The following is a 23,493-nucleotide window of genomic DNA, read 5'->3' as shown; positions in this document are numbered from 1 at the left end:
TTGCCTAAGCATCTGCTCCATACTTTAACGACTATTGTTAAATTAGTGATTTATTAATAGTTTTTCGAAAGATGGTTAGATATCGAGTTTACGGGTACCGATCCATTTCACCTTTTCGGGATCGCGATGTGAAAAGAACAGGCTCTGTTTCGTATCTAACGTAGTAATCGACTCCATATCCTCTTGGCTTAATTCAAAATCAAAGATGTCGAAGTTTTCGATAATTCTTTCTTTACGAACAGACTTTGGAATCACAACGACTTCTCTTTGTGTCAACCAACGTAAAACCACTTGAGCAACTGATTTATTAACCTTTTCAGCTATGGATACCAATAGCTCATTCTGGAACAAGTTATTTTTCCCTTCAGCAAAAGGCGCCCAGGATTCGATCTGAACATTATTCTCTTTCATGAATTTTGCATTTTCGATTTGTTGGTTAAATGGGTGAGTTTCAACCTGGTTTACCGCAGGAACTACTTCATTATGAATGATCAAATCGATCAGACGATCCTCATGGAAGTTACTAACGCCAATTGCACGGACCTTTCCTTCACGATGCAATTCCTCCATAGCACGCCAAGAACCATGCACATCGCCGAATGGCTGATGAATTAAATACAAATCCAAATAATCCAATTGCAATCTTTCCAGTGATTTTTCAAATGCTTTTTTTGTGCGCTCATAACCAGTATCCTGAACCCAAAGTTTCGTAGTAATAAATAATTCTTCTCTTTTCACGCCACTCCGTTGGATCGCTTTGCCAACAGCTACTTCATTTAGATATGAGGCAGCTGTATCAATCAGCCGATAGCCTGCCATAATAGCGTCATAAACGCTTTGTTCACATTCACCTTGATCTGCAATCTGAAATACACCAAAACCGAGTATAGGCATCTCAACACCATTGTTCAAAATTACTTTTTGCATATAAGATCCTCCAGTTTTTTAAAATTATCTGTAAATCGGTTTGAACTTATTCATTACATCCATAAGGTCCATTCTGTCGCGTTCTTGTCGTTTCTTATGTTAAACCGCACCAACTACGGGATGGGGAACATACGGCTCTTCCAATGAAGCAATTTCTTCAAGTGTTAACGTAATCGATAGAGCACCTACGGCTTCTTCGAGCTGAGACACTTTCGTAGCACCGATAATAGGAGCAGAGATAGGTTCTTTCTGAAGCAACCAAGCAAGCGCGATATGAATTCGGGGAACGCCATGTTTTTCTGCGATTGCTGCAACACGCTCCACAACCAATCGATCCGTATTTGCTGTCGCATCGTATTTATTTTTTTGCATTTGATCGGTTTCGGAACGAAGCGTTGTTTCCGACCAATCACGTGTCAGTCTTCCTGATGCAAGTGGGCTATACGGAATCACACCGATTTTTTCTACCTTGCACAGCGGCAGCATCTCTCTTTCCTCTTCACGGTAGATGAGGTTTAAATGATTCTGCATCGATACAAACCGGGTCCATCCATTTTTCTCGGCTACATGTAGCGCTTTAAGAAACTGCCATGCATACATAGCAGAAGCACCAATATATCTTGCCTTACCAGCCTTCACAACATCATGCAACGCTTCCATCGTTTCTTCAATGGGAGTAGTGTAATCCCAGCGATGGATTTGATAAAGGTCAACATAATCGGTTCCTAATCTCTTAAGGCTCTTATCAATCTCACTCATGATTGCCTTCCGGGAAAGTCCTGCGCCATTTGGACCTTGATGCATACGTCCATGCACTTTTGTCGCAAGGACGATTTCATCCCGATTGGCATAATCCTTTAGGGCCCGTCCAATAATCTCCTCACTGGTTCCGTCTGCATACACATTCGCCGTATCGAAAAAATTGATACCTAATTCAAGGGCTTTTTTTATAATAGGACGACTGCGCTCCTCATCAAGTATCCATGGATGATGCCACCGCTCTGCTACACCAAAGCTCATACAACCTAGACAAAGACGAGATACGTCCAAACCAGTATTTCCAAGTTTCACATATTCCATTTGTCGATACGCTCCTTCGTTCCCTTTTGTTTATGGGTATAGCCTTATTATGCAACAGATGAAAAAGCGACCGTTAACCCATTCATGCCAAATGATTGCCTAATCCTCTCGCTACACTTATGTAACTGACGAATATGGAATATAATCGAATTATAAGGGATGACGGAAAAAGGAGGATCTTATGTCTGAAATAATAACTAAGCAGCAGAATGAACTTGCCAAACTAATTGAGAGGCATTCAGTACAGGACGGTGTTCACGCAACTGCCATTCCGACTTTATTTTTCATACGTCGCTCTAAATTGACCGGACCAAGTTATGGAGTGTACAAGCCTTCCTTATGCATTGTGGTTCAAGGTGCGAAGGCGGTATGGCTGGCGCAGGAGCGCTTCAAGTACGATCCTGCAGATTACCTTATTGCATCAGTTGACTTGCCGGTTACTGCCCAAGTCACTGAAGCTTCTTCCGACATTCCGTATTTGGGTTTTAGACTAGAATTTACGGCGAGTGAAATCTTAGAGGTTTTAAGTGATTCTGACATTCGAATCACTCCGAAAGGAAATGCTGAGCGAGCTATGTTTGTCGGTCAGATGGAGTTAGCTATAATGGATTCAATATTCAGATTAGCTTGTTTGCTAGACAATCCAAAAGACATTCCGTTCCTTGCTCCTATTTACACAAAGGAAATTCTATACAGGCTTCTGCATGGGCAGTATGGAGCTGCGCTGGCGCAAATCGCAATGGAAGGAAGCGGCACCTATGGAATCAGGGAGGCTATCGAACAAATTAGCAATAACTATGGAAAGCCTTTGCGCATTGAAGAGCTTGCAGAAATAGCCAGTATGAGTATTTCTTCGTTTCACAGACACTTCAAAGAGGTAACTGCTATGAGCCCTATTCAGTTTCAAAAACAACTGCGATTGCAGGAAGCACGTCGCCTATTATTAACCGAATCAGCAGATGCCGCTGATGTGGCATTTCGAGTAGGCTATGAAAGCCCTTCACAATTCAGCCGCGAATATTCTCGTATGTTTGGCTTTCCACCTAGACAAGATATAAAGCGCCTAAGAGTATAGAACGGTTTAAAATAAACATGAAACCAGTTAAGGGAGATACTCAAATGAATATTCAAGATTAGCAGAACGAAAATTTAATGTAAAAAAAACCATTGTTTATACATAAACAACGGTTAAAGTATTTATTTATATATTTATTTATTTGTTCTAGTAGTCATATGCGCCCTTTCGATTTGGAATCGTCTCTACGAGATCTGTCTTCCTTTAATAAGGGACTTCATATCTTTGTTGGAGTTGGCAAGTAGAGGAAGCATCTTCACACTACTAATCATGGTAGAAAGGCACTGGTGGCAAGTTGGGACGTACTCAAATGCAAAATTGTCCCGAATCCAACCCTTACAATCTTCTTTCTTGCAAGCCCAGATTTTAGTGTTTTCCTGAGGGAGATCCTCTAACGATTTTCTTCGAAAATACATAGTTAACTCCTCCTTAGATTAAAAAAACTGCCCTTAACACATGTTAAGGACAGTTTGCAGTATATTACAGTTTTACAACATTCTCGGCTTGAGGTCCGCGGTTACCTTGAGCTACATTAAATTCAACACGTTGTCCTTCGTCCAGCGATTTGAAACCATCGCCTTGAATCGCGGAGAAATGGACGAATACGTCATTTCCGCCCTCCACTTCGATAAAGCCAAAGCCTTTCTCTGCGTTAAACCATTTTACTGTGCCTGTTTCCATAATAAATTACCTCCAAATATTTATTTAACATGTTTTTTTAAACAAAAAAATCACATATTGAAAAAGGTACCATTACACAAATGATCACCTTTTCAATATGTGAATTTATGTTAAATCTGTTTATAACATCATTTTATCACACAAAAGTCTGCAAAGCAATTTATTGTAGGTTCTGCAATAGATTAAGCACTGAAAAGCGAGGAATGAAACCTTATGACTCAGGAAGAAGTGTTAAAAGGCGGCAATGTAAATCACATAGTCCGTATGGCGAACACGGTTCGCCGCCCTATAGGTTATTGGAGTGCGAGTGTTCATGAACTGTTCAAACATTTGGAAAAACAAGGATTTGAGGGAGCGCCAAGATTTCTTGGAATCGATGACTCTGGTCGTGAAATATTGACATTTATTTCTGGACAAGTTGCAGGAAACGATTATCCAAAACTTGAACCGTACATGTGGTCGGACGAAACGCTTGTGGGTTTAGCACGTCTCTTGCGTCATTTCCATGATGCGACTAAAGCGTTCTCTCCCAATATGGAGAACAGATGGCAGCTTAGCTATCCCGACGATGCCGAGCACAAAGTAATCTGTCATAATGACGCAGCGTTGTATAATGTTGTCTTTCAAAATGGGGAACCTGTGGCGCTGATTGATTTTGACATGGCAGGACCAGGTCCGCGTATGTGGGACATTGCGTACACCCTTTACACATCGGTTCCACTTGCGAGTTTTGCACCTGACCATTCTTCTGGAACAACGGTAGCATACCAATCTGACATACACGCTGCAGAGCGCCGTCGGCGAATTCATTTGTTTTTTGAATCTTATGGAATTCCCGTCTCTACTAATCTGCGACAGTGGATTATTCAAAGGTTGATAGTACTGTGTGATACGTTGAGAAATGGTGCCAGCGACGGGAATCCAGCTTTTCAAAAAATGGTTGATGAGGGTCATTTGGCGCACTATGAGAGTGAGATTCGGTTTGTAACAGATCATTTCGAAGATTGGATATAGAAATTACGTTTATTCAGCGCATGACAATCATCTTAAAAGTAAAAGGCCCATGCAATTGCGCATGGGCCTCTTTAGTCTCTTTATTTCACAGTTTTGTTATAAGCACCGATTTTCTCCGTGATGCTTTTTGCTGCGCTGTCAAGCGCCTCTTTTGGAGCCTTCTTGCCTGTTAAAGCTTCTTCGATTGCTGTTTCGACGATTTGACGAGCTTCTGGGAATACGCCCATAACGGCACCTTGGGTTGCCGTGTTTGCTTTTGTTTTGTGTAATTGATCAATGGCCGTTTGGAATTGCGGGTATTTCGCAAGGTTATCTTTCAAAATTTGTTCATCATAAGCTTTCTTTGTAATTGGGAAGTAGCCTGTATTCACGTTCCACCAAGCTTGTGTTTGAGGCGTAGTTAGAAATTTAATGAATTCCCATGCGCCTTGTTGCTCGGCTTCCGACTTGTTATTCAAGATATAAAGACTCGCGCCTCCAACAACAACGCCGCCTTCTTTGGCATCGGCTGGCTTCGGTAGTGAGCTAGTTCCAACTTGGAATTTGCCTTCAGCACCAGTTACAATCCCGCGAAGTGAAGCTGTGGAATCCAACGTCATGGCGATTTGGCCAGCTAAGAAAGCTTTTTTCGTATCATCTGTTTTACGACCGAGGTTTGCAGATGTTTTGTTGTCGACCATCTCTTTCCACCAAGTCAGCGTTTTGACGCCAGCTTCATTGTTGACCATGGATTCTGTTGCAGCAGTGGTGCGACCATTACCGTTATTGAGGTATTCTACACCTTGGTTAGCAAAGAATTGCTCCATAAACCAGCCGTAAATGGCAAAGGAAGAGCCGGATTTCCCATCTTTACTAAGCGCCCCAGCAGCTTTTGTAATTTCTTCATAGGTTGTCGGTGGTTTCTCAGGATCAAGACCTGCTGCTTTGAACATATCTTTGTTGTAATAAAGGATAGGGTTAGAGGTGTTGAAAGGCATGGAATTCAGTTTGCCTTCGACTTTGTAATAATTCAGAATGTTCTCTTCGAGCTGGGAAAGATCGAATTTATCGGCATCGACATACTTTTGGACGGGAGTAATGGCTTTGGAATCGATCATGAAACGGGAGCCAATTTCGTAAACTTGAATGAGGGAGGGGCCGCTCTTGGTATCCATAGATGCTTTCATTTTGTTGATGCTTTCATCATAAGTACCTTGGAAAACAGCCTCAACCTGTACATTTTTCTGAGAGGCATTGAAATCTGCGACTAATTTATCGACGGCTTTGCCAAGTTCGCCACTCATCGAGTGCCACCAGATCACTTTAACGGGCTCAGTTGGTTTTTTTACATCGGATGCAGTGGTGCTTGCGGTAGGCTTACTTTCTGTCGTACTGTCTGATGTCGTTGTTTCAGCTTTGCCGCATGCACTAGTTAATAGCACCATAATTGCAGTCATAGCAAGGATGGAGCTTTTCGTTTTCAATGTTTTCATATACTTCGTTTCTCTCCCTTATCTCTTTTCTAAAATATATGGAAATCTATTTCAGCTATTAGGCTGAATAGCGTACCCATCAATGACGGGGCTAACCTTTCACGGCGCCGGCGGTAAGTCCGCGAACGAGCTGTTTTAATCCGAGGACAAGCAGTAAAAGGGAAGGAAGTAAGATAATCGTTACCCCTGCCAGTACCAAATTCCAAACGGTTAATTCTTCGAATTGCAGCATCGCGATGCCGATTTGCACGGTTCGCATGGCTTCGCTGTTCGTAATGAGCAGAGGCCATAGATACATGTTCCATGCATTTAAGAAGGCATAAACGGCTAGAGTTGCAAGTGCTGGGCGTCCGAGTGGAAGCACAATTCGGAGGAACATGCGAAAGTGTCCGCAGCCATCGATTCGTGCCGCTTCGAAAAGCTCTTTCGGCAGCTGCAAGAAGAATTGACGTAGGAGGAAGGTTCCGAAGGCTGTTGCCAGGAATGGAACGGTTAGGCCCTGCATGCTATCAAGCCAGTCCCACTTTTTGACCGTCAAATAGTTGGGAATAATGGTGACCTCCCATGGAATCATCATCGTAGCCATGAAAAGCGCGAAGATGAATGCTTTACCCTTAAAGCGAATATTGGTGAAGGCATAGGCTGCCATGCTCGAAGTAATAAGCTGTCCCACCATAATAACAAGAGATACAATCAGACTATTGGTTACAAATTTGGCGATAGGCACAAGCTTGAAGACGGCGATTATACTGCCTATATAGAAGCTGCTAGGCAAGAAGCGGGGCGGATATGCCGATGCTTCCTCAGGTGTCATCAATGCGGAAGAGAACGTATAGAAGATGGGATACAGTACAATGGCCGCGCAAACGATCAATAGGATGTAAACGAATGAATTTTGCCAACGAGAGGTCATTGATAGTGCACCTTCCTTTCAAAAACTTTAAATTGAATGACAGTGAAAATAAGGATAATGGCGAAAAGGACAAGTGCTTGAGCGCTTCCTGTTCCGAACCGGAAGTTGATAAAGGCATCCTGATACAAGGAGTATACGAGTACATCTGTTGAGTTTACTGGACCACCTTTGGTCAGGATATGAATTTGTCCGAAGGACTGAAAAGCACCGATAATCGACACAATCGTTACGAAGAACACAGTCGGTGAAAGTAATGGCAGAACGATTTGAACAAAGGTTCGAATGGGACCAGATCCATCTATTTTGGCACTATCGTAGATTTCATCTGGAATACCTTGTAAGCCGCTTAGCAGAACAATGTAGGTAAAGCCGAGATTCATCCAGACAGTCATCATGGACACGGAAAGCAGCGCCCATCTAGGGTCTGTCAACCAAGCTACAGGCTCTAAGCCAACTAGGTGCAGCAAGTAATTCAACATCCCAACACTCGGGTGAAACAGCATCATCCAGATCACAGCGGAGGTTCCTACGGACAGAACGACAGGCAGTGAGAAGATGAATTGGAAGATGCGCATTCCTTTGAGCTGATTGTGTGTAAAAGCGGCGAGCATCAGCGCGATTGCGATAACTGTAGGAACGGTTAAAAGTGTAAAAAGGCCAGTCACACCTAAACTCTGATAAAATCGTTCTGAGGTGAAAATCGCCGTGAAATTATCGAAACCAACGAAGGAAGCAACTCTGCCTCGCGGATCGGTTTCGTGCAAACTCAGATAAAGGGTCTGAATCAAGGGATAAAATAAAAAGATAGCAAACAGCAACAGTGAAGGGAGTAGAAAGACATACCCTAAGATCGTCTCCATCCAAGTATGTCTGAGCATTGCCTTGCGTGGCTGCTCAACCTTGGTATTCGTTTTTGTTTTTCTTGCTTGAGGTAATTTTCTTTCTATGACATTCATGCCAAGCTCCTCCATGACCATTATTGGACAAGTACTCTGCTTATTAGATTAACGTTCGTTTATTTGACCGATGTTAAATTCAGGTGAAGAATTTGTATATATTTCTTGTTCTTTACAAAATAGATAGATTTGCAGACTGGGCAAAATCGGGTCAATTCTTCTATAATTTGTGGATACTTTGCTATTGATCAACTTAGGAGAGTGAACCATGAACACACAGAAACCGATTGTGATTGGTCATCGTGGAGCAGCTGGTGAAGCACCAGAAAATACACTGGCTTCTTTCGCATTAGCGCTAGAACAAGGGGCTGACGGTATTGAACTTGATGTCCAAATAACGAGAGATGGTGAAATTGTCGTCTGTCATGATCTTACGTTGGATCGGACGACGAATGGCTCCGGGTTTATTGGTGAGAAAAACTGGGAAGATTTGAAGTCCCTAGATGCTGGTTCTTGGTTTTCAGAAGCTTTCACGGGAGAGCGAATCCCATTGTTGAGTCAAGTATTCGAGCTTATACCTCTAGGACACCTCATCAATGTGGAAATAAAGCACGCTTACGAGGGGAGAATGGAGCAGGCTCTTTTGGCATTTTTGCACGACATCGACAGATGGGAAGATACCGTGATTTCATCCTTCGATCACAAAGTGATTCACAGGATCAAGCAAGCGCAGCCTAAAGCGAAAGTAGGGTTGCTGTATGCAGCCAACTTAATGGATCACGCGGCCTATGCGAGGCAATTGGGGGTAGACGTGTATTCTTTGCATCCGTATCACCACTGTATTGGACAAGAGGATGTGATAGCCGCCGTTGCTGCGGGGTTGCTCATTTATCCTTATACGGCCAATGATGCTGCGGATTATAGAAGATTAATTGCAGTTGGTGTTTCGGGGATTATTACCGATTATCCGGCACGATTGCGGAATCTGCTCGTATAACTTGGTCAGAAGTGGACATGAAAGAACCAGTAAACTGAGTTTACTGGTTTTTTCGTGTCCTAAGAATTTGATTTTCGGTACGTTTAACAACAACAATATGTTAAATATCATGATTTATTTATTGCAAAACGATAAATTCTGTGATAAATTCAAATCAAAATTATATGATAAGTGAGGGACTTTTTATGGAACGTGGAACAACACTCTTTTTAAAGATAGTTGTCATTCTTATGGGGATACCAGTGCTTGCTTTATGCATATTTGCCGTGCCTGAGATCGCGGATTATGCAGTAGAATTATATCCAGATCATACGTATTTGAAATATCTTTTTATTATCGATCTTTATGCAACGGCGATACCTTTTTATTTTGCTCTGTATCAAGCGTTTAAACTTTTAAAGTATATTGACCAGAATAAAGCTTTCTCGGATTTATCTGTAGAAGCTTTAAAGAAAATTAAGTACTGTGCAATCACGATTAGCAGCTTGTATGTGTTGGGGATGCCACTTTTTTATCTCCTTGCGGAGAGAGACGATGCCCCAGGTGTCATAGTAATCGGAATGGTCATGATTTTTGCTTCCATGGTGATTGCTGTTTTTGCTGCTGTTCTCCAAAAGCTTTTAAAAGAGGCTATTGATATAAAATCTGAAAATGATTTGACGGTCTGAGGTGAATAACATGGCGATAATTATCAATATTGATGTGATGTTAGCGAAAAGAAAAATGAGCGTAACAGAACTTGCAGAGAAGGTTGGAATAACTATGGCTAACCTTTCTATATTGAAAAATGGCAAGGCAAAAGCAATTCGATTATCAACTTTAGAGGCGATTTGTAAGGCTTTAGATTGTCAGCCTGGAGATATTTTAGAATACCGAGAGGAAAATAGGACTGAATAGGGGAGGAATAACCATGGACATGAACAATTTGATTATTGACAATATCGCTAATCCCCAAGAGCTGGAGAGAATGTTTAGAGAAGAACCCGAAGCATTTAAAAAGTCATTTTCCTACGCCTGGGAACAAAACCCTGATTCGCAGGTTCTTGCCGTGTGGTATCAAAGGTTGCATTTCAGGGAAAAGGTACAAACTGAGAAAGCTTCCTTGTTTCAGAAAGATTTCATCACCATGGGCATCTTAGCCATTCTAGCCGGGATCATTACTAGAATCCTTTTTCATTTTGTTGGAAATGAAGCTATAGCCCCAATTAATATTGTGTTTGGTATACTTCCCTTAATTGCTATCTATTTTGTAACCAATAATGTCCCGAATAAAAAGGTTCTTTACACCCTTGCATCGTCATTCCTAATCTCCGGGTTATTTCTGAATCTGTTGCCACTAGAGCTGACAGATAGTGTTATCCTAGCTTATATACATCTTCCCATATTCTTATGGGTCGTAGTAGGGCTTGCATTTACAGGAAATGACTATAGCAGAGGCAGCACAAGATTAGCTTATCTTAAATTTAATGGCGAACTTGCCATACTCTATGCCAGCATGGCAATTAGCGGAATGCTGCTAACAGGTCTAACCATGCAATTATTTAAATTTGTAGGTATGGATATATCTGAATTCTATTTTGAAAATGTCGTTATATTTGGTGCTGCCGCGCTCGCTCTTGTGGCTACATACCTCGTATCTAGGAACCTAAAGCTTGCTAAAAATATTGCCCCCTATATAGCCAAAATTTTTAGTCCGCTTGTACTGATAACCTTGTTGGTCTATCTAATAACGGTTATTGTGGTCGGGAAAAATCCATTCTTGGACCGAGATTTTCTCTTGTCTTTCAATGGAATACTCCTTTGTGTATTGGCCGTAACCATATTCTCCATTACTGAAAGCGGCAAAGACGAGAAGAAGAACATTTCGGATTATATCAATTTCGCCCTCATTATCCTTGCTCTGATCATTGACAGTGTGGCTTTATCCGCCATCGTGTTCAGGCTTTCTTCTTATGGGATATCGCCCAACAGACTCGCAGTACTAGGCGTAAACATACTAATCTGGTCCAATCTCATTTGGATTATGCTCTCCTATATGCACTTTCTACAAAACAAAACAGGACCATCAACCATCCAAGATGCCGTTACGAAGTATTTGCCGGTCTACGGGATTTGGGCAGCTTTCGTTACATTTACTTTTCCTTTATTTTTTAATTAGAAGCCTTCAAGAAATAAACACAATTTTTTACTAATGGATAACGAGAAGTTCAACAATAAATAAATGGCTGCCGACGGATGAACAGATCAACCGAGGGCAGCCTTTGCTCACCTGATGGTTTCCTCACTGCTCACCAACACTTTTTTCTCCCATGCTCTACTTCTCCAACGGAATAATAACAGAATCCCTCTCAACCCTTCGTCCATGATGAACACGCCCCACATACCTACCAACCCGTACCCCATATGCACGCCTATCCAATATGTTAGGGGGACACACAGCCCCAAAATGACGCTCACACCAATTAGGAGAATAAATCGCGCGTCACCCGCAGCTCGAAGAGCTTCTCCGATAACAATGTTCAAACACCGTACTGGCTCTAGAAGGAAACCAAACGTCAGTAAAAAAGCCCCTAATGTAATGATTTCGGCATTATCCGTAAACATACCGATCAACTGTTTTCTGAACAAAACGGTCAAAGTGACCGCGGCAAGTGAAAGCAATAAACTAAGTATCAAACTGCGAAACAACTGCTTGTAAGCCTCTTCCTTTTCACCTGCACCTACCAGTCGACCAATGATGATTTGAGTCCCCCGTCCCAAGGAAATTGCCAGTACCATGATGAATGTCATTATATTTTGTGTATAAATCCTGGTGGAAAGCATCTCAGCGCCTAGCTGTGTGATAAAATATGTCGTTATCAGTTGACTTACAGAATATACGAGCGAGCTCCCGGCTGTGGGAATACCGATAGTCAATATTTTTTTCAGATCTGCAAATCTCGCTTTGTAAAAGTCGCTGATGGATAAGTTCAATCGAACGATTTTTGTTAAAATCAAGACATAGACAACCAGTCCGAGTAATTGGCTGAATACTACCGATATGGCGACACCTGGAACACCGAGTTTTGGAAAGCCGTAAGGACCGAAAATAAATAAAATACTGCCGGTCAAATTTACGAGATTGATTCCCAAGCTGACCGTCATTGTATATCTTGTATAACCATGCATCTGCGTTATGGCCGCAATGGTCAGATTAACTGCTTGAAGAAATAAGCAGCTGCCAACGATAGTTAGGTATATGCGCGCCTGCTCCAGTGTCCCTGGTTCCAAGCCGAAGGGCTGAAGCAGCTGTTTGCTGAAACAAACGATACACAGGCTTATCAAGAAGCCGAATATACAATTAAGCGAGATTGCGCCAGCGGCAAACTTTTTGACATCTCTTATTTTATTCGCACCTAAATATTGAGAAATGACGATGGCTGAACCCGTCGAAATCACCTGGAGCAGCAAGAATAAAAAAATAATGAGCTGATTGCTAACGCCAACCGCTGCAACGGCTTCATCCGACACATGACTCACCATGAACGTATCAGAAGTTCGCATAACCACTTGAAGTGACGATTCAATAAATAAAGGCCATGTAATGGCAAACAAACTTAGTTTCTTAGGACTCGTCATTGGGAAAGAACTCCTTCGATACTACTCGATAGTGATCACCTCTTTATCATGGGGTATGGTGAAACCGTTTTCTTTGCAAAATTTGGGCAAATGATTGCTTATATTGACTCCAATTGTTTGAGTATTACAAGAGTTACTTGATAAGAAGGTAATTGTTAATTAATAGCGAATACTTTTGCACAGTATTTTATGGAGGAGTTAACATGAATATATCATGATAACGGACTCGGGCCAGCAGCTCAACAATTTGATTACGGGGGCACAATCGCTGGCTATATTGGAAACGTTTTCAAGTAGTTTAAAAAACTAATTACGAGATGAGCTGATAAGATGACCAAGATTTCCGAGATAGAAATAATAGATAATTTTCCTCTGGGCATTCTTCGTTCAATAAAGGCTGAATCATTGATTAAGGCTCCCCCTGTATGGAATGTCATTGCAGGTGGACAAAGCGCGATCGAACTGTATTTTAGCTATGGGCCTTCCTTTGTCCTGCAAAAGACAAATGATTGGTACGTATTGCCTTTGGAAGAAGGAATTGCAGATCTGGAGGGGAATTCCATCGCTTGGGTTTTACCTGAAGATCCAAACTCTCTAGATGCCTCATGGCTGATTAAAGCAGATGGAACGATTCGGATCACGGCCCTTGATAAACAGGGGATTTTGGTACATATTGTATCTGAAAATTGTCAGTTGATTCCCTATGAAAGCAGGCCTCATTCCGACTGTTTTGGCGACCGATACACATTTGATTTTGAGCATGGCGAAGCGCTTGGAAAGACATTGGCGGCCTTTTATTGGGGGACCATACTTCCTTCCGTAGTAGAACGAACGAGAGCTGCTGCCTATCCAGAGTCTAATGGCTTCGTTCTGAGCACCTTGATGAAGCATGCATACGCGGGTACTTACCCTGACGTGGATCACGAATTTCAAATAAAAGGGAGAATGGCTTGGGGCAATCAACTTGATGCGGCTGTTATTCGTCGGATGATGGAGCTTCAGCTCAAACTGATGAAAGAAGATCCCGAAAGGTTGTGGAGAAATCCATGTGCTGTTCAACCCGACGGAACAAGGGAGTATCATGTGCGGCGTAGCTCAATGGATGGCAAAACGAATGCTAACATGTTCCTCATAACTGGAAACGTCGAGATCTTGGAGTCGGCATGGCTCTATATAAGTATAACGAAGGATAAAGAATGGCTCAGTGCCCATATCGAAGAACTTGAAGGTGCAGCAAGTGGAATCGAAGACTATATTGACCGTCATGGCCGTCTCTGGTCGGATGTATATTACGAGGATCAAGTAATGAAAGATGGGCGGGAATCGTTAGCAACTGCGCTTGCTGCCTATTCGATACAGTTACTTGGAAGATTAGAGCAATATTTACAACGTGAAGACAAGGCAGAGTTTTACAATCAAATAGCCAAACAGTTGTCTGAAGTTATGGTTGAGCCCTTGCCTAACGGATATTGGGATCCGCATAATCGCCGTTTTGTCGATTGGGTTGATCGAAGCGGTGTTGTACACGATCATATACATTTATTGGCTAATATATTGCCGGTTATTTTCGGATATTCGACCCAGGAACAAGAAGAAGCTGTCATGGCATTAATAAATGCTAAGCTTAATGAGTTCCAGCGGTTTCCAAGCTTTGTTGCAGCTGAAATCGAGCAATATACCTTGTCTGAACTAGGAGATGGCGGTCCTTATGACTTATGCGCAGCAGGTCGCTATTGGTGCTGGGATGCGGCGTACTGGTCTTGGAGAAAAGATGGCGACATGTTGACCCGACAATTGCAGCAGGTTATGGAACAGGCTGGTAAAGATGGCTATATCATGGGAGAACGCTATGATATGAACCATGTCTATTATATCGACGACAAGAATTGGCACGGAGCAGGCCATTACTACGAATATCCATGTGTATTTTCTTGGGTATTGCTTCATGAATATGTAGGCATACGTTTCTCCTTGGAGGCCGATTTGAGGATAGAGCCTAAGTTGCAAACGTATGGACGCGTTGAACTGCAGCAGTCGCTTTTTCAACTGGCCTACGAGTACACGTCTGACGGGTTTACCTTGACTAATAGATCGAAGTCGAAGCGAATATTCGAGGTTGATCTTTCCGCGCTTTATCCTAACTTTACATGCAGGACGATAGAATTTGCTGCCGGGGAACAGATCTATTTTCCACGTTAACTGCAGAAAATGATAGGTTTTTATAGTAAATTTGAGACTACAATATGATAAAATTTATATAAATTTATTAAACAAGACGATTCATGCTTTGGTGTTTTAATGACTAAATAAAGATAATAACAGAAAGTAGGGGGAGGTTCATGATCTCTAGAAGACAGTTTGTCAAAAGATTACTTGCAGCCGCGGTTGCCTTAACCGGTGGCGGGGCTCTGCTTAAGCAAATCTTGAAAAGTCGGGAGACGAACGGGCCTGTAGTTGTGGCTGCGGGACAGGAAGAAATCCCCCTAGAATCCGTACAACCGGCTACTGTCGCCTCTGAAGGCAAGCGACTATTGCTATCCTTTTTCCTTCTTAGCGATGTGCATATTTCCGACAATGGAACCTCTACGATTACTGATAAGCTTCATTCAGCGTTGAAAGATATTAGTCGCTTCGAGTCGCCGGTAGATACGATTGTTTTCGGAGGGGATATCACGGATGTAGGCCGCGAGGTGGATTACAAGCTTTTTCGAAAAGTATTAGACAAGTACAAATTACCGCCAATTTACGCGAATATGGGCAATCACGACTTTTACGACATTTGGATCAACAGTAAGGGGGAATGGTCCGCTGAGACAGTGCCCAACGGGAAAACGGATGCGATGTCCCGTGAACGCTTCATGAAGTTTTTCGGTTACAAGGATAAGCCCTACAAGGATGTCTGGATCAATGATGTTCATCTGATTATGATGTCCCAAGAGGCATACGTGCAGGAGAATCCTGAGGTAGGGGAGGGCGCATGGTATTCGGATGAGCAGCTTGCCTGGCTTGAGAATAGGATGAAATCCCATGTTGATGGAAAGCCTGCTTTCGTCTTCATCCATCAGCCGCTGCCGGCGCCGGATATGGACGGGAAACCGCCACAGTTGCTCAGGGCGAAGGAGTTTCGGGCAATTTTGGCGCCATATAAGAATGTTTTTGTGCTGTCCGGGCACACCCATCGTAACTTTGCAACGGAGAGTCACTATAATACACAGAACTCATTTCACTGGTTCAATAACGCCTCTGTCGGCAAAACACGCAGTAGCGACAATCCAAATGTAGCTCAAGGCATGTACGTTCAGGTCTACAACAACGAAGTGGTGGTTCGTGGCCGAGAGTTTTCCGATCAGACATGGATTGAACCCGCAACGTACACTGTTCCTATCATTTGACGCTTAGTCTTATGCCAAGCAAATGCAGCCCCTAACAAATAGGGGCTGCATTTTTTGTTGTTCTCGATCGAAGATTTCCAAGGTTTTTACATAATTTAGAAACAGGATGAACATAACTATAGGTAATGTTTTCATTGCTTAACGTGGGGGTATTTGCGCTTATGTCAAAAGAGTACCAAGATAAAGGGCTGGAGAACGACACGATAAGCAGCATTCTGACATCCTCATTGGAAGAAAACGAAGCTGTATTAAAGAACACGTTTCAATCTTGCTCAGACGTGATGTTCCGCTCTTTTCAAATCTGTGGTCAAAAGAACGCTCTTCTCTTATATATAGATGGGTTAATTGAAGAAAAACAGTTGGACGAAACCGTGCTAAAATCACTTATGTCAGGTAGCTCATCAGAGACATTGGACGATAGGCATGACATTCTTTCTTATCTGCAAAATCAATTAATTGCCATCAGCCAAGTGAAAAGAGCAGCGAATATTCCAAGTATTGTTCAACATGTATTAAAGGGCTCTATTGTCATTTTGATAGCGGGTCAAACGGAAGCGCTCGTTCTCAACATTCCAGGTGGGAATACAAGAGCCGTCGAGCAGTCTTCTGCGGAAGCCACGGTTCGAGGTCCTCGCGATTCGTTCACCGAAAGCATTCGGACCAATACAAGTTTAATCCGTAGAAGAATACGTTCTGCACGGCTGAAAATCGAGTCGATAACCGTAGGGGAACTAACCCAAACAGAAGTGGCGATCGCCTATATTGAAGATATTGCTAGCGCTGAAGTCATTCAAGAAATCAAGTCCAGAATTCAGAACATTCAGATCGATGGCGTGCTGGAATCCGGGTATATTGAACAATTTATCGAAGAACGCACGTATTCTCCCTTTCCTCAGTATCTCGTTACAGAACGACCGGATTATGTCGTATCCGCATTATTGGAAGGACGAGTTGCGGTATTGACCGACGGCTCCCCATTCATCATCAGTGGTCCAATGTCTTTCTGGGGATTTCTTCAGGCGGGAGAGGATTATTACGATCGTGTTCTGTTTGCGAATTTGATTCGTTTTATACGGCTAATTTTAACCTTGATTGCTCTGGTCTTACCCTCCGTATATGTTGCTTTAACCACGTTCCATCAGCAAATGATTCCGACAAAACTGATATTAAGCATTTCCTCCGCCAGGGAAGGTATTCCATTTCCTGCAATCGTAGAAGCGCTGATTATGGAAAGCACATTCGAGGGTTTACGTGAAGCCGGAGTTCGTTTGCCTAAGCAAATTGGTCAAGCTGTCAGTATCGTGGGCGGCCTTGTCGTTGGTCAAGCAGCCGTGCTAGCCGGTATTGTTTCTGCCCCAATGGTTATTGTGGTGTCATTAACGGGAATTGCATCGTTTGTCATCCCTCGGTATAATTTTTCGTTTGCATTTCGGATTCTGAGGTTCCCTATGATGCTGCTTGCTGGGATGTTTGGACTTTATGGCATTACGGTAGGACTGCTTTGCATATTAATCCACCTTGCAGGCCTCAAGTCGCTCGGCGTGCCCTATTTATTTCCAATGGCACCGGTTAGCTTTCAAGGTCTCAAGGATACTATTTTTCGGGCGCCTTTATGGACCATGTATTTTCGTCCTGGACAGGAAGGGAAGCGACAAACCCGCATACCGAAAGGACAGAAACCGTAATGTGCAGAGGAGAAAACAGGCCCTACAAGAAAGCGCGGACGTTCCTTTTGCTTATGTTGGTTCCCCTTTTGAGCGGTTGTTGGGATAGGGTGGAAATGAATGACCTTGCCCTTTTCATGGCATCTGGGCTGGATATAACCGAAGATGGCCGTATATTTGTTTCTATTCAAGTACCTATCCCTACCCCCCATACAGAGGGGAGTACGTTAGGAACACTTAACAAAACGTATTACGTAATATCCGCCACGGGGACAAATATTTATGATGTAGAGAGAAAGTGTCAACAACTTCTTTCGCGAAAATTTTTTAAAGGACATCGCCGGGTTGTCTTCATCGGAGAAAGATTCGCCAAAAAGGGAATAAAGGAAGTTTTGGATTACTATTCCAGGGATCCGGCGACCCGACTTCGGACTTACCTTGTTGTGGCCAAAGGTAAACAGGCCGTAGAACTGATGAGAATGGATCATCCTTATGAACGTATACCGTCAGAGGAGGTTCGAGAATTGGAGCGTAACGGAGTCGGTACGGCGGTTACGTTCCGGGACTTTTTGATGAACCAGGAACGAGACGGAATCGTACCTGTATTGGGAGCAGTAGAGATTCAGAAACCTCAGACTTTGGTTGAAAAAGAAGATGAAAAATCGAAGCTAAATGTATTTCATCTCTCCTCGACAGCGGTAATGAAAGATTACAAATTGGCGGGATACTTGAATGATATAGAAACGAGAAGCCTCAGGTGGATTAAAGGTGAATTAAAGCATGAATATCTGGCCGAAAGGATTTCGGAGGCCGGAGGGAGTGTCGGCGTTGTTTTGAAGAAAACGGATAGAAAAATAAAAACGGTTATCAAAGACGGTAAAGCAACTATTCATATCGAGCTGCGTGGTGATGGCTTGCTTAATGAAAGTAATGTAGAGCTGGATATCAGTCGTCCGGAAAACGTAGCAATAATTGAACAAGGACTTAATAAACTGCTTACGGAGCAAACGCTTAACAGCATAAAGAAAGCGCAAACGGAATTGAAATCTGACATATTCGGGTTCGGACTGTTGGTGCATCAATATCAATTTGGGACATGGAAAACGGTGAGAGATGATTGGGATATGATTTTTTCTCATGCAGTCGTTTCCGTAGATACTCAAATCCACCTGCGAAGAGCCGGTATGATTAATTCTTCTTTAGAAAACAAAGGAGTTCACACCGAATGACGAATATAGCGATGTACTCGTTCTTCGTTGCCTTTCTCTTCTGGTTACAACTGAAGGTAATGAAAAAGACGGCGCAAATGAAGGAATATGTGACTGTAGGGCTCATTTTAACAATCTCCACCGTTGTCGGTTTGTGTATGACGATGGGAGTTCAAATCATGAGCCCTTCAATGATTTTGCAAAAATGGCTCTCGATTTTATTGAAATGACGATGACGGATCGGAGAAGGGACTCGTAGATGAAAAGCTCTGGACTAAACATCCTTATCTCCAATACTGAGCTTTGGGCTCTCATGTTCATATTTATCGTAGCAAGCTCGATGTCGTTGCCCATCGGTTACACCACAGGGCATGATTCTTGGATATCCGCCGTCATCGGCAGCCTTGCCGGGCTCTGTATTGCTTGGGTGTATGCGACACTATGCAGAAGATTCCCGCAAAAGTCGGTAATCGGAATTGCGCAGACCCTACTTGGCACCTGGATAGGGAAAACGATCGGGATTTTGTATGCAGGGTACGGCTTCCAGCTAGGGGCTTACGTCTTGCGCAATTTTGAAGATCTTACAGGAGCCGTATTATTGCCACGAACCCCGAGCGTTGTGATTAGTTTGATCATGATCTCAATGGCCGCTTGGGCCGCTTATCAAGGGATTGAAGTTATTTGTAGATGCGCGCTTCTATTAATCATTATTGTGGTATTGCAATCCGTTATATTCATCGTGTTATCGATACAGGATATGAATCCAGGCAATCTGTTTCCTGTGTTAGAAACAGGTTGGCGTCCCGTGTTCAACGGAGCCGCGCAAGTCGCAACATTTCCTTTGGGCGAGTCGGTGCTATTTGTAATGATCATTCCTTTCGTTAATAGCGTCGAAAAAGTAAAAAAGACGGTCCTCTCCGTAATCGGATTGTCCGGCTTATGGTTGATCACATCCCATATCGTGAATATCCTGGTCATGGGCGAACTCGCGAGTAAACAAGTTTTTCCCTCTTATATGTCCGCAATGTACATCTCTGTAGGGGATTTTTTCGAACGCATTGAGCCGATCGTGTTTACCGTTTGGGTATTTGGTGAATTCATGAAGCTGACCGTTTGTCTATTTACTGCCTCTTTAGCTCTAGCGCAGACGATAGGGACCCGAAATCACAAGATTTACATCGTGCCACTTGGGTTGGCGCTGTTCGAGCTGTCTCTGTTTCTACATCCAAATCAGCTGGACGTAATCCATTTTCAGCAGCAAATTTGGCCATGGGTTTCAGTGCCTTTCCAGCTTGTTATTCCTCTGGTCTTGCTGCTTTGCTCTCAAATAAAACGAAAAAATTTCCAACAATAAAGAAGTAGCGAAGCGGGGAGATATGTCTAAATATGATTAGTTCTCGGCTCTAGGTTTAGCAGGATCGCAATCAGGGCGTGGCACGCCTACGGCAGCTTGAGAGAGTTTAATCAAATAATAGCACTCTTCCCGATACATATGATCGGTTATTAGCACGCTCAATGTGCTCAATAATTCTTTTCCGGCTGTAAGCTCTTGTATTTCGGAAAGAAATTTCATGAAGATGAGCATTTCGGTATTAGCTTCTTGATTAAATCGGCGCAAAGCTGGGAAATCCGTCAATGAAGTACGCATGTAACCCGCAAGTTCGATCGCTTTGAGATAAAGGGACTGAAAGTTGCCTTCGAATTCCCCGCTCTCATTTTTCAAATTTTTCTCTACCATATCAAATTCCCCTGACAATATGGCCGCGTGGCCGGCTGCATCTCGAAGCCATAGTAAATGCTGGTGAACCGCCGGCCCTGCTGGAGGCAGTTGGCCGCTGGTTAGTGCCGCAAAAACGCGCATCCCTTCGTCAAGCTCATCGACCATATGATTCAAAAATGTCGGGGCTAAGCCGAAGACAATATTCCCCGTTAAAGACCGTTGCAGCAAATGAAGTTTAAAGGCACGCAATTGTGAGGTCCAAGGAGTAACAGCATGGAGTAAGGCAGCGATGCCTCTGCTATCGAGATTCATCCTCGCTGAATCCAACATGCTATCAAAGGCTTGAATGAACTGCTGTGCTCTGGATATTTCTACATCCTCGCCTGAAGCCAGCGAATCCCGGATAAACCTTGCATGGTCGCCGAATACCTGCAGCCAAAATCGGAGCTCAAAGAGAGCTCCGTCCTCAAAGCCCATTTTCGTCATGTTCCATAACTCCTTTTTAAGAAGGCATATTATCCCTGTATTACACTATGTGAACGCCGGCTTGTCAGATGCCTGGAATCAGGTGAATTACGCGTTCTAACAAAAGAAGCCTTGTTGGGGTAATTCCCCCACAGGGCTTCTTTGACGAGTTGAAAGACTTCCTTGCCCATCCCGAGCAGGAAGTCTTTCAACTCGTCTCGACATGCTTGTTCCTCGCATTCTTTTAGGGGAATCAACTTTCGATTGAACCTTGTGCCATGGAGTCGTCGGTTTTGGCAGCTTTTTGGCGTGCACGGAACCGTCGGACCTTCATTAAGTTGCCGCAAACATTATCGGCGCAAAACCTTTTGGTACGGTTCCGGGTTTCGTCGTAGTAAACCGCACGGCAATCCGGATTATCGCAAATGCGCAAGCGAGAGGGGTCGCCTTCCGCGAGTAGGTGACCGAAGGAAGCGACTATCTCCGCTTTGATTCGGGACCAGCCAGCTTGTAAGTAAGTGGATTCCAAGCGAAAAACTGAATCCGATTCCGCGAGGCGTAGAATCATTGGTCCGTCGGACAGCGCTTGGTTCAGCCCTTCTAGGTCGACGGGGTCCGTGGACTCACTCACCGTCAATTTTTGGACGATACGCAGCATGTGCCCCCTCAACCGTTTCAGTTGATCCAATTCATCCGCGGACGTAGCGCCTGGATAGGGAAGGTTGTGAATGGCTAGCAATTGTTCCAACCATTCCGGCTTGTCCAGACGGTCCTCGGAATGACCGCTGCCTCTCCAGTCGTGATAGTCGCTTTTCAAAAAATCGTCCCATAACATCGCATCGCAACTCCCTTGTTTCATGTGGAATGTTTCTATTGTAACACCCAAATAAGAACTTAGCTAGTGTCTAGGTGGTTGCGCGTAACCGATACAACCGAGGCAGTGACCACCTGAAAGCCTGGGAGTAAGGGAACATATTTATTGGTGTAACAAACAAAATATTTTTAGATGGTTACTTGATAAATAAAATTCTTCGTGATATAGTACATTCCGTAACTGGTTAAACGAAATTTAGTTGTTACAAAACGAACTCTAGAATCGTATGTACTGCGTCTAACTATTTTACTGGGAACAACAAAATACAAAATCAAACACTAAAAAGGAGAATGAAAAATGACACAAACAACTATCAACAAGAATGCTATTAGACCGTTTCAAGTGAATATTACTGAAGAGGAACTAACTGATTTACGCAATCGTATTAACGCTACAAGATGGCCTGAGAAGGAAACTGTCTCGGATCAATCGCAAGGCGTGCCACTAGCAACGATCCAAGAACTCGCACGTTATTGGGCAAATGAGTACGACTGGCGCAAAATTGAGACGAAAATGAACGCTGTGCCGCAATTCCTTACTGAAATCGACGGGCTGGACATTCACTTCATTCACGTTCGTTCGAAGCATGAGAATGCGATGCCGATCATTATTACACACGGATGGCCGGGTTCGATTATCGAGCAAATGAAGCTTATCGAACCGCTTACTAACCCTACGGAGCATGGCGGAAGCGCAGCGGATGCTTTCCATGTCGTTATTCCATCGATGCCTGGCTATGGTTTTTCGGGTAAGCCGACCACGACTGGTTGGGATCCTAAACGCATTGCGAGTGCTTATGGTGAGCTTATGACTCGTCTCGGCTATGAGAAGTATGTTGCGCAAGGCGGAGACTGGGGTGCGGTCGTTGTTGACATGATGGGGGTTCAGGAACCTAAGGGATTAATCGCCATTCACACCAACATGGCTGGCGTGATTCCAGCCGACGTTGATGCGGCCATTTGGTCCGGTAACCCAATGCCATCCGGCCTATCTGACGAAGAGAAGAAAACATACGAGCAAGTCATCGAAAATAAATTCTATTACGCCTTTATCATGGGAACGCGCCCGCAGACGCTGACCGGACTGGCGGATTCACCTGTCGGTTTAGCAGCCTTTATGATTGACCACGACTGGAAGAGCCTTGCCCTGATCGTCAGATCATTTGACGGTGTTAAAGAAGGCTTAACGCGCGACGACATTCTGGATAACATCTCGCTCTTCTGGTTTACGAACACGGCGCTTTCTGCGGCTCGTCTCTACGCAGAGAACGGTAAAGCTGGAATCTCCTTCTTCGGTGTCAAAGGTGTGAAAATTCCAGTTGCCGTTAGCGTATTCCCAGATGAGCTCTATGAAGCTCCGAAGAGCTGGACAGAGAAGGCATACCCGAATCTAATTCACTTCAACAGACTTCCAAAAGGCGGACACTTTGCGGCCTGGGAACAACCAGAGCTTCTTACAACTGAACTCCGCGTCGCATTCAAGTCGCTACGATAAATG

23 protein-coding genes are annotated in these 23,493 nt (G+C 43.5%); 13 read left to right on the top strand and 10 right to left on the bottom strand.

The features are described 5' to 3' along the window. Nucleotides 1-75: 75 nt before the first annotated feature. Together AC58QC_RS01085 and AC58QC_RS01080 are read right to left on the bottom strand one after the other, a co-directional pair. Complete coding sequence (locus tag AC58QC_RS01085) at nucleotides 76-927, bottom strand: aldo/keto reductase (RefSeq protein ID WP_497413362.1); 852 nt, start codon at nucleotides 925-927, stop codon at nucleotides 76-78. Between the two features lie 99 nt (nucleotides 928-1,026). After that, on the bottom strand, nucleotides 1,027-2,007 hold the full coding sequence (locus AC58QC_RS01080; protein WP_497413361.1) for an aldo/keto reductase: 981 nt from the start codon (nucleotides 2,005-2,007) through the stop codon (nucleotides 1,027-1,029). Nucleotides 2,008-2,188: 181 nt separating this feature from the next. Between AC58QC_RS01080 and AC58QC_RS01075 the strand changes: the two genes are divergently transcribed. Beyond that, nucleotides 2,189-3,082, top strand: coding sequence for an AraC family transcriptional regulator (locus tag AC58QC_RS01075; RefSeq protein ID WP_497413360.1), 894 nt, complete (start codon nucleotides 2,189-2,191; stop codon nucleotides 3,080-3,082). Between the two features lie 185 nt (nucleotides 3,083-3,267). Here the strand turns inward: AC58QC_RS01075 and AC58QC_RS01070 are convergent, their stop codons facing one another. Then, nucleotides 3,268-3,498, bottom strand: coding sequence for a cold-shock protein (locus AC58QC_RS01070; protein WP_497413359.1), 231 nt, complete (start codon nucleotides 3,496-3,498; stop codon nucleotides 3,268-3,270). A 64-nt stretch (nucleotides 3,499-3,562) separates the two neighbouring features. Then, entirely contained in the window at nucleotides 3,563-3,763 is a 201-nt protein-coding gene (locus tag AC58QC_RS01065) for a cold-shock protein (protein ID WP_028553508.1), read from the bottom strand. A 213-nt stretch (nucleotides 3,764-3,976) separates the two neighbouring features. Between AC58QC_RS01065 and AC58QC_RS01060 the strand changes: the two genes are divergently transcribed. Beyond that, on the top strand, nucleotides 3,977-4,777 hold the full coding sequence (locus AC58QC_RS01060; RefSeq protein ID WP_497413358.1) for a phosphotransferase: 801 nt from the start codon (nucleotides 3,977-3,979) through the stop codon (nucleotides 4,775-4,777). Nucleotides 4,778-4,857: 80 nt separating this feature from the next. On the opposite strand, the gene AC58QC_RS01055 is transcribed toward AC58QC_RS01060, so the two are convergent. The 3 genes from AC58QC_RS01055 to AC58QC_RS01045 all read right to left on the bottom strand — a co-directional run bounded on the left by AC58QC_RS01055 (nucleotide 4,858) and on the right by AC58QC_RS01045 (nucleotide 8,040). Further along, entirely contained in the window at nucleotides 4,858-6,249 is a 1,392-nt protein-coding gene (locus AC58QC_RS01055) for an ABC transporter substrate-binding protein (protein WP_497413357.1), read from the bottom strand. Nucleotides 6,250-6,340: 91 nt separating this feature from the next. After that, the gene (locus tag AC58QC_RS01050) at nucleotides 6,341-7,162 is read right to left on the bottom strand and encodes a carbohydrate ABC transporter permease (protein WP_497413356.1); all 822 of its coding nucleotides are present in this window, start codon (nucleotides 7,160-7,162) and stop codon (nucleotides 6,341-6,343) included. Then, nucleotides 7,159-8,040 (bottom strand): carbohydrate ABC transporter permease, encoded by an 882-nt coding sequence (locus AC58QC_RS01045; protein ID WP_497414048.1) that lies wholly within the window; start codon nucleotides 8,038-8,040, stop codon nucleotides 7,159-7,161. Before AC58QC_RS01045 ends, AC58QC_RS01050 begins: the two co-directional genes overlap by 4 nt. A gap of 286 nt (nucleotides 8,041-8,326) precedes the next feature. On the opposite strand from AC58QC_RS01045, the gene AC58QC_RS01040 reads away from it, so the two are divergent. The 4 genes from AC58QC_RS01040 to AC58QC_RS01025 all read left to right on the top strand — a co-directional run bounded on the left by AC58QC_RS01040 (nucleotide 8,327) and on the right by AC58QC_RS01025 (nucleotide 11,213). Continuing rightward, complete coding sequence (locus tag AC58QC_RS01040) at nucleotides 8,327-9,055, top strand: glycerophosphodiester phosphodiesterase (RefSeq protein ID WP_497413355.1); 729 nt, start codon at nucleotides 8,327-8,329, stop codon at nucleotides 9,053-9,055. Between the two features lie 185 nt (nucleotides 9,056-9,240). Next, nucleotides 9,241-9,723 carry a DUF2975 domain-containing protein gene (locus AC58QC_RS01035; RefSeq protein ID WP_497413354.1) on the top strand — a complete coding sequence of 161 codons (483 nt, stop codon included), beginning with the start codon at nucleotides 9,241-9,243 and terminating at the stop codon, nucleotides 9,721-9,723. A 10-nt stretch (nucleotides 9,724-9,733) separates the two neighbouring features. Next, on the top strand, nucleotides 9,734-9,952 hold the full coding sequence (locus tag AC58QC_RS01030; RefSeq protein WP_497413353.1) for a helix-turn-helix domain-containing protein: 219 nt from the start codon (nucleotides 9,734-9,736) through the stop codon (nucleotides 9,950-9,952). A 13-nt stretch (nucleotides 9,953-9,965) separates the two neighbouring features. Next, a complete protein-coding gene (locus AC58QC_RS01025; RefSeq protein WP_497413352.1) occupies nucleotides 9,966-11,213 on the top strand; it encodes a DUF4153 domain-containing protein in 1,248 nt (415 codons plus the stop codon). A gap of 107 nt (nucleotides 11,214-11,320) precedes the next feature. Here AC58QC_RS01025 and AC58QC_RS01020 read toward each other — a convergent pair whose 3' ends face one another. Continuing rightward, complete coding sequence (locus AC58QC_RS01020) at nucleotides 11,321-12,673, bottom strand: MATE family efflux transporter (protein WP_497413351.1); 1,353 nt, start codon at nucleotides 12,671-12,673, stop codon at nucleotides 11,321-11,323. A 330-nt stretch (nucleotides 12,674-13,003) separates the two neighbouring features. Between AC58QC_RS01020 and AC58QC_RS01015 the strand changes: the two genes are divergently transcribed. The 6 genes from AC58QC_RS01015 to AC58QC_RS00990 all read left to right on the top strand — a co-directional run bounded on the left by AC58QC_RS01015 (nucleotide 13,004) and on the right by AC58QC_RS00990 (nucleotide 20,291). Next, nucleotides 13,004-14,872 (top strand): glucosidase family protein, encoded by a 1,869-nt coding sequence (locus AC58QC_RS01015; protein WP_497413350.1) that lies wholly within the window; start codon nucleotides 13,004-13,006, stop codon nucleotides 14,870-14,872. Between the two features lie 140 nt (nucleotides 14,873-15,012). After that, nucleotides 15,013-16,065: a metallophosphoesterase family protein gene (locus AC58QC_RS01010; RefSeq protein ID WP_497413349.1), complete on the top strand. Its 1,053-nt coding sequence runs from the start codon at nucleotides 15,013-15,015 to the stop codon at nucleotides 16,063-16,065. Between the two features lie 161 nt (nucleotides 16,066-16,226). Then, nucleotides 16,227-17,750: a spore germination protein gene (locus tag AC58QC_RS01005; RefSeq protein WP_497413348.1), complete on the top strand. Its 1,524-nt coding sequence runs from the start codon at nucleotides 16,227-16,229 to the stop codon at nucleotides 17,748-17,750. Then, nucleotides 17,678-18,958 carry a Ger(x)C family spore germination protein gene (locus AC58QC_RS01000; RefSeq protein ID WP_497413347.1) on the top strand — a complete coding sequence of 427 codons (1,281 nt, stop codon included), beginning with the start codon at nucleotides 17,678-17,680 and terminating at the stop codon, nucleotides 18,956-18,958. The genes AC58QC_RS01005 and AC58QC_RS01000 overlap by 73 nt, the downstream gene beginning before the upstream one ends. Next, nucleotides 18,955-19,167 (top strand): hypothetical protein, encoded by a 213-nt coding sequence (locus AC58QC_RS00995; protein WP_497413346.1) that lies wholly within the window; start codon nucleotides 18,955-18,957, stop codon nucleotides 19,165-19,167. Before AC58QC_RS01000 ends, AC58QC_RS00995 begins: the two co-directional genes overlap by 4 nt. Before the next feature lie 29 nt (nucleotides 19,168-19,196). Further along, on the top strand, nucleotides 19,197-20,291 hold the full coding sequence (locus AC58QC_RS00990; protein ID WP_497413345.1) for a GerAB/ArcD/ProY family transporter: 1,095 nt from the start codon (nucleotides 19,197-19,199) through the stop codon (nucleotides 20,289-20,291). A gap of 36 nt (nucleotides 20,292-20,327) precedes the next feature. Here the strand turns inward: AC58QC_RS00990 and AC58QC_RS00985 are convergent, their stop codons facing one another. Continuing rightward, on the bottom strand, nucleotides 20,328-21,143 hold the full coding sequence (locus AC58QC_RS00985) for a DUF2935 domain-containing protein (RefSeq protein ID WP_497413344.1): 816 nt from the start codon (nucleotides 21,141-21,143) through the stop codon (nucleotides 20,328-20,330). A 232-nt stretch (nucleotides 21,144-21,375) separates the two neighbouring features. Then, on the bottom strand, nucleotides 21,376-21,957 hold the full coding sequence (locus AC58QC_RS00980) for a CGNR zinc finger domain-containing protein (RefSeq protein WP_497413343.1): 582 nt from the start codon (nucleotides 21,955-21,957) through the stop codon (nucleotides 21,376-21,378). Nucleotides 21,958-22,293: 336 nt separating this feature from the next. Between AC58QC_RS00980 and AC58QC_RS00975 the strand changes: the two genes are divergently transcribed. Then, complete coding sequence (locus AC58QC_RS00975; RefSeq protein WP_497413342.1) at nucleotides 22,294-23,490, top strand: epoxide hydrolase family protein; 1,197 nt, start codon at nucleotides 22,294-22,296, stop codon at nucleotides 23,488-23,490. The last annotated feature ends 3 nt before the right edge of the window (nucleotides 23,491-23,493 follow it).

Source organism: Paenibacillus sp. J22P51, from assembly GCF_059692215.1.
Note: the sequence above shows the minus strand (reverse complement) of the source record. Positions and strands in the feature narration are given on the sequence as shown.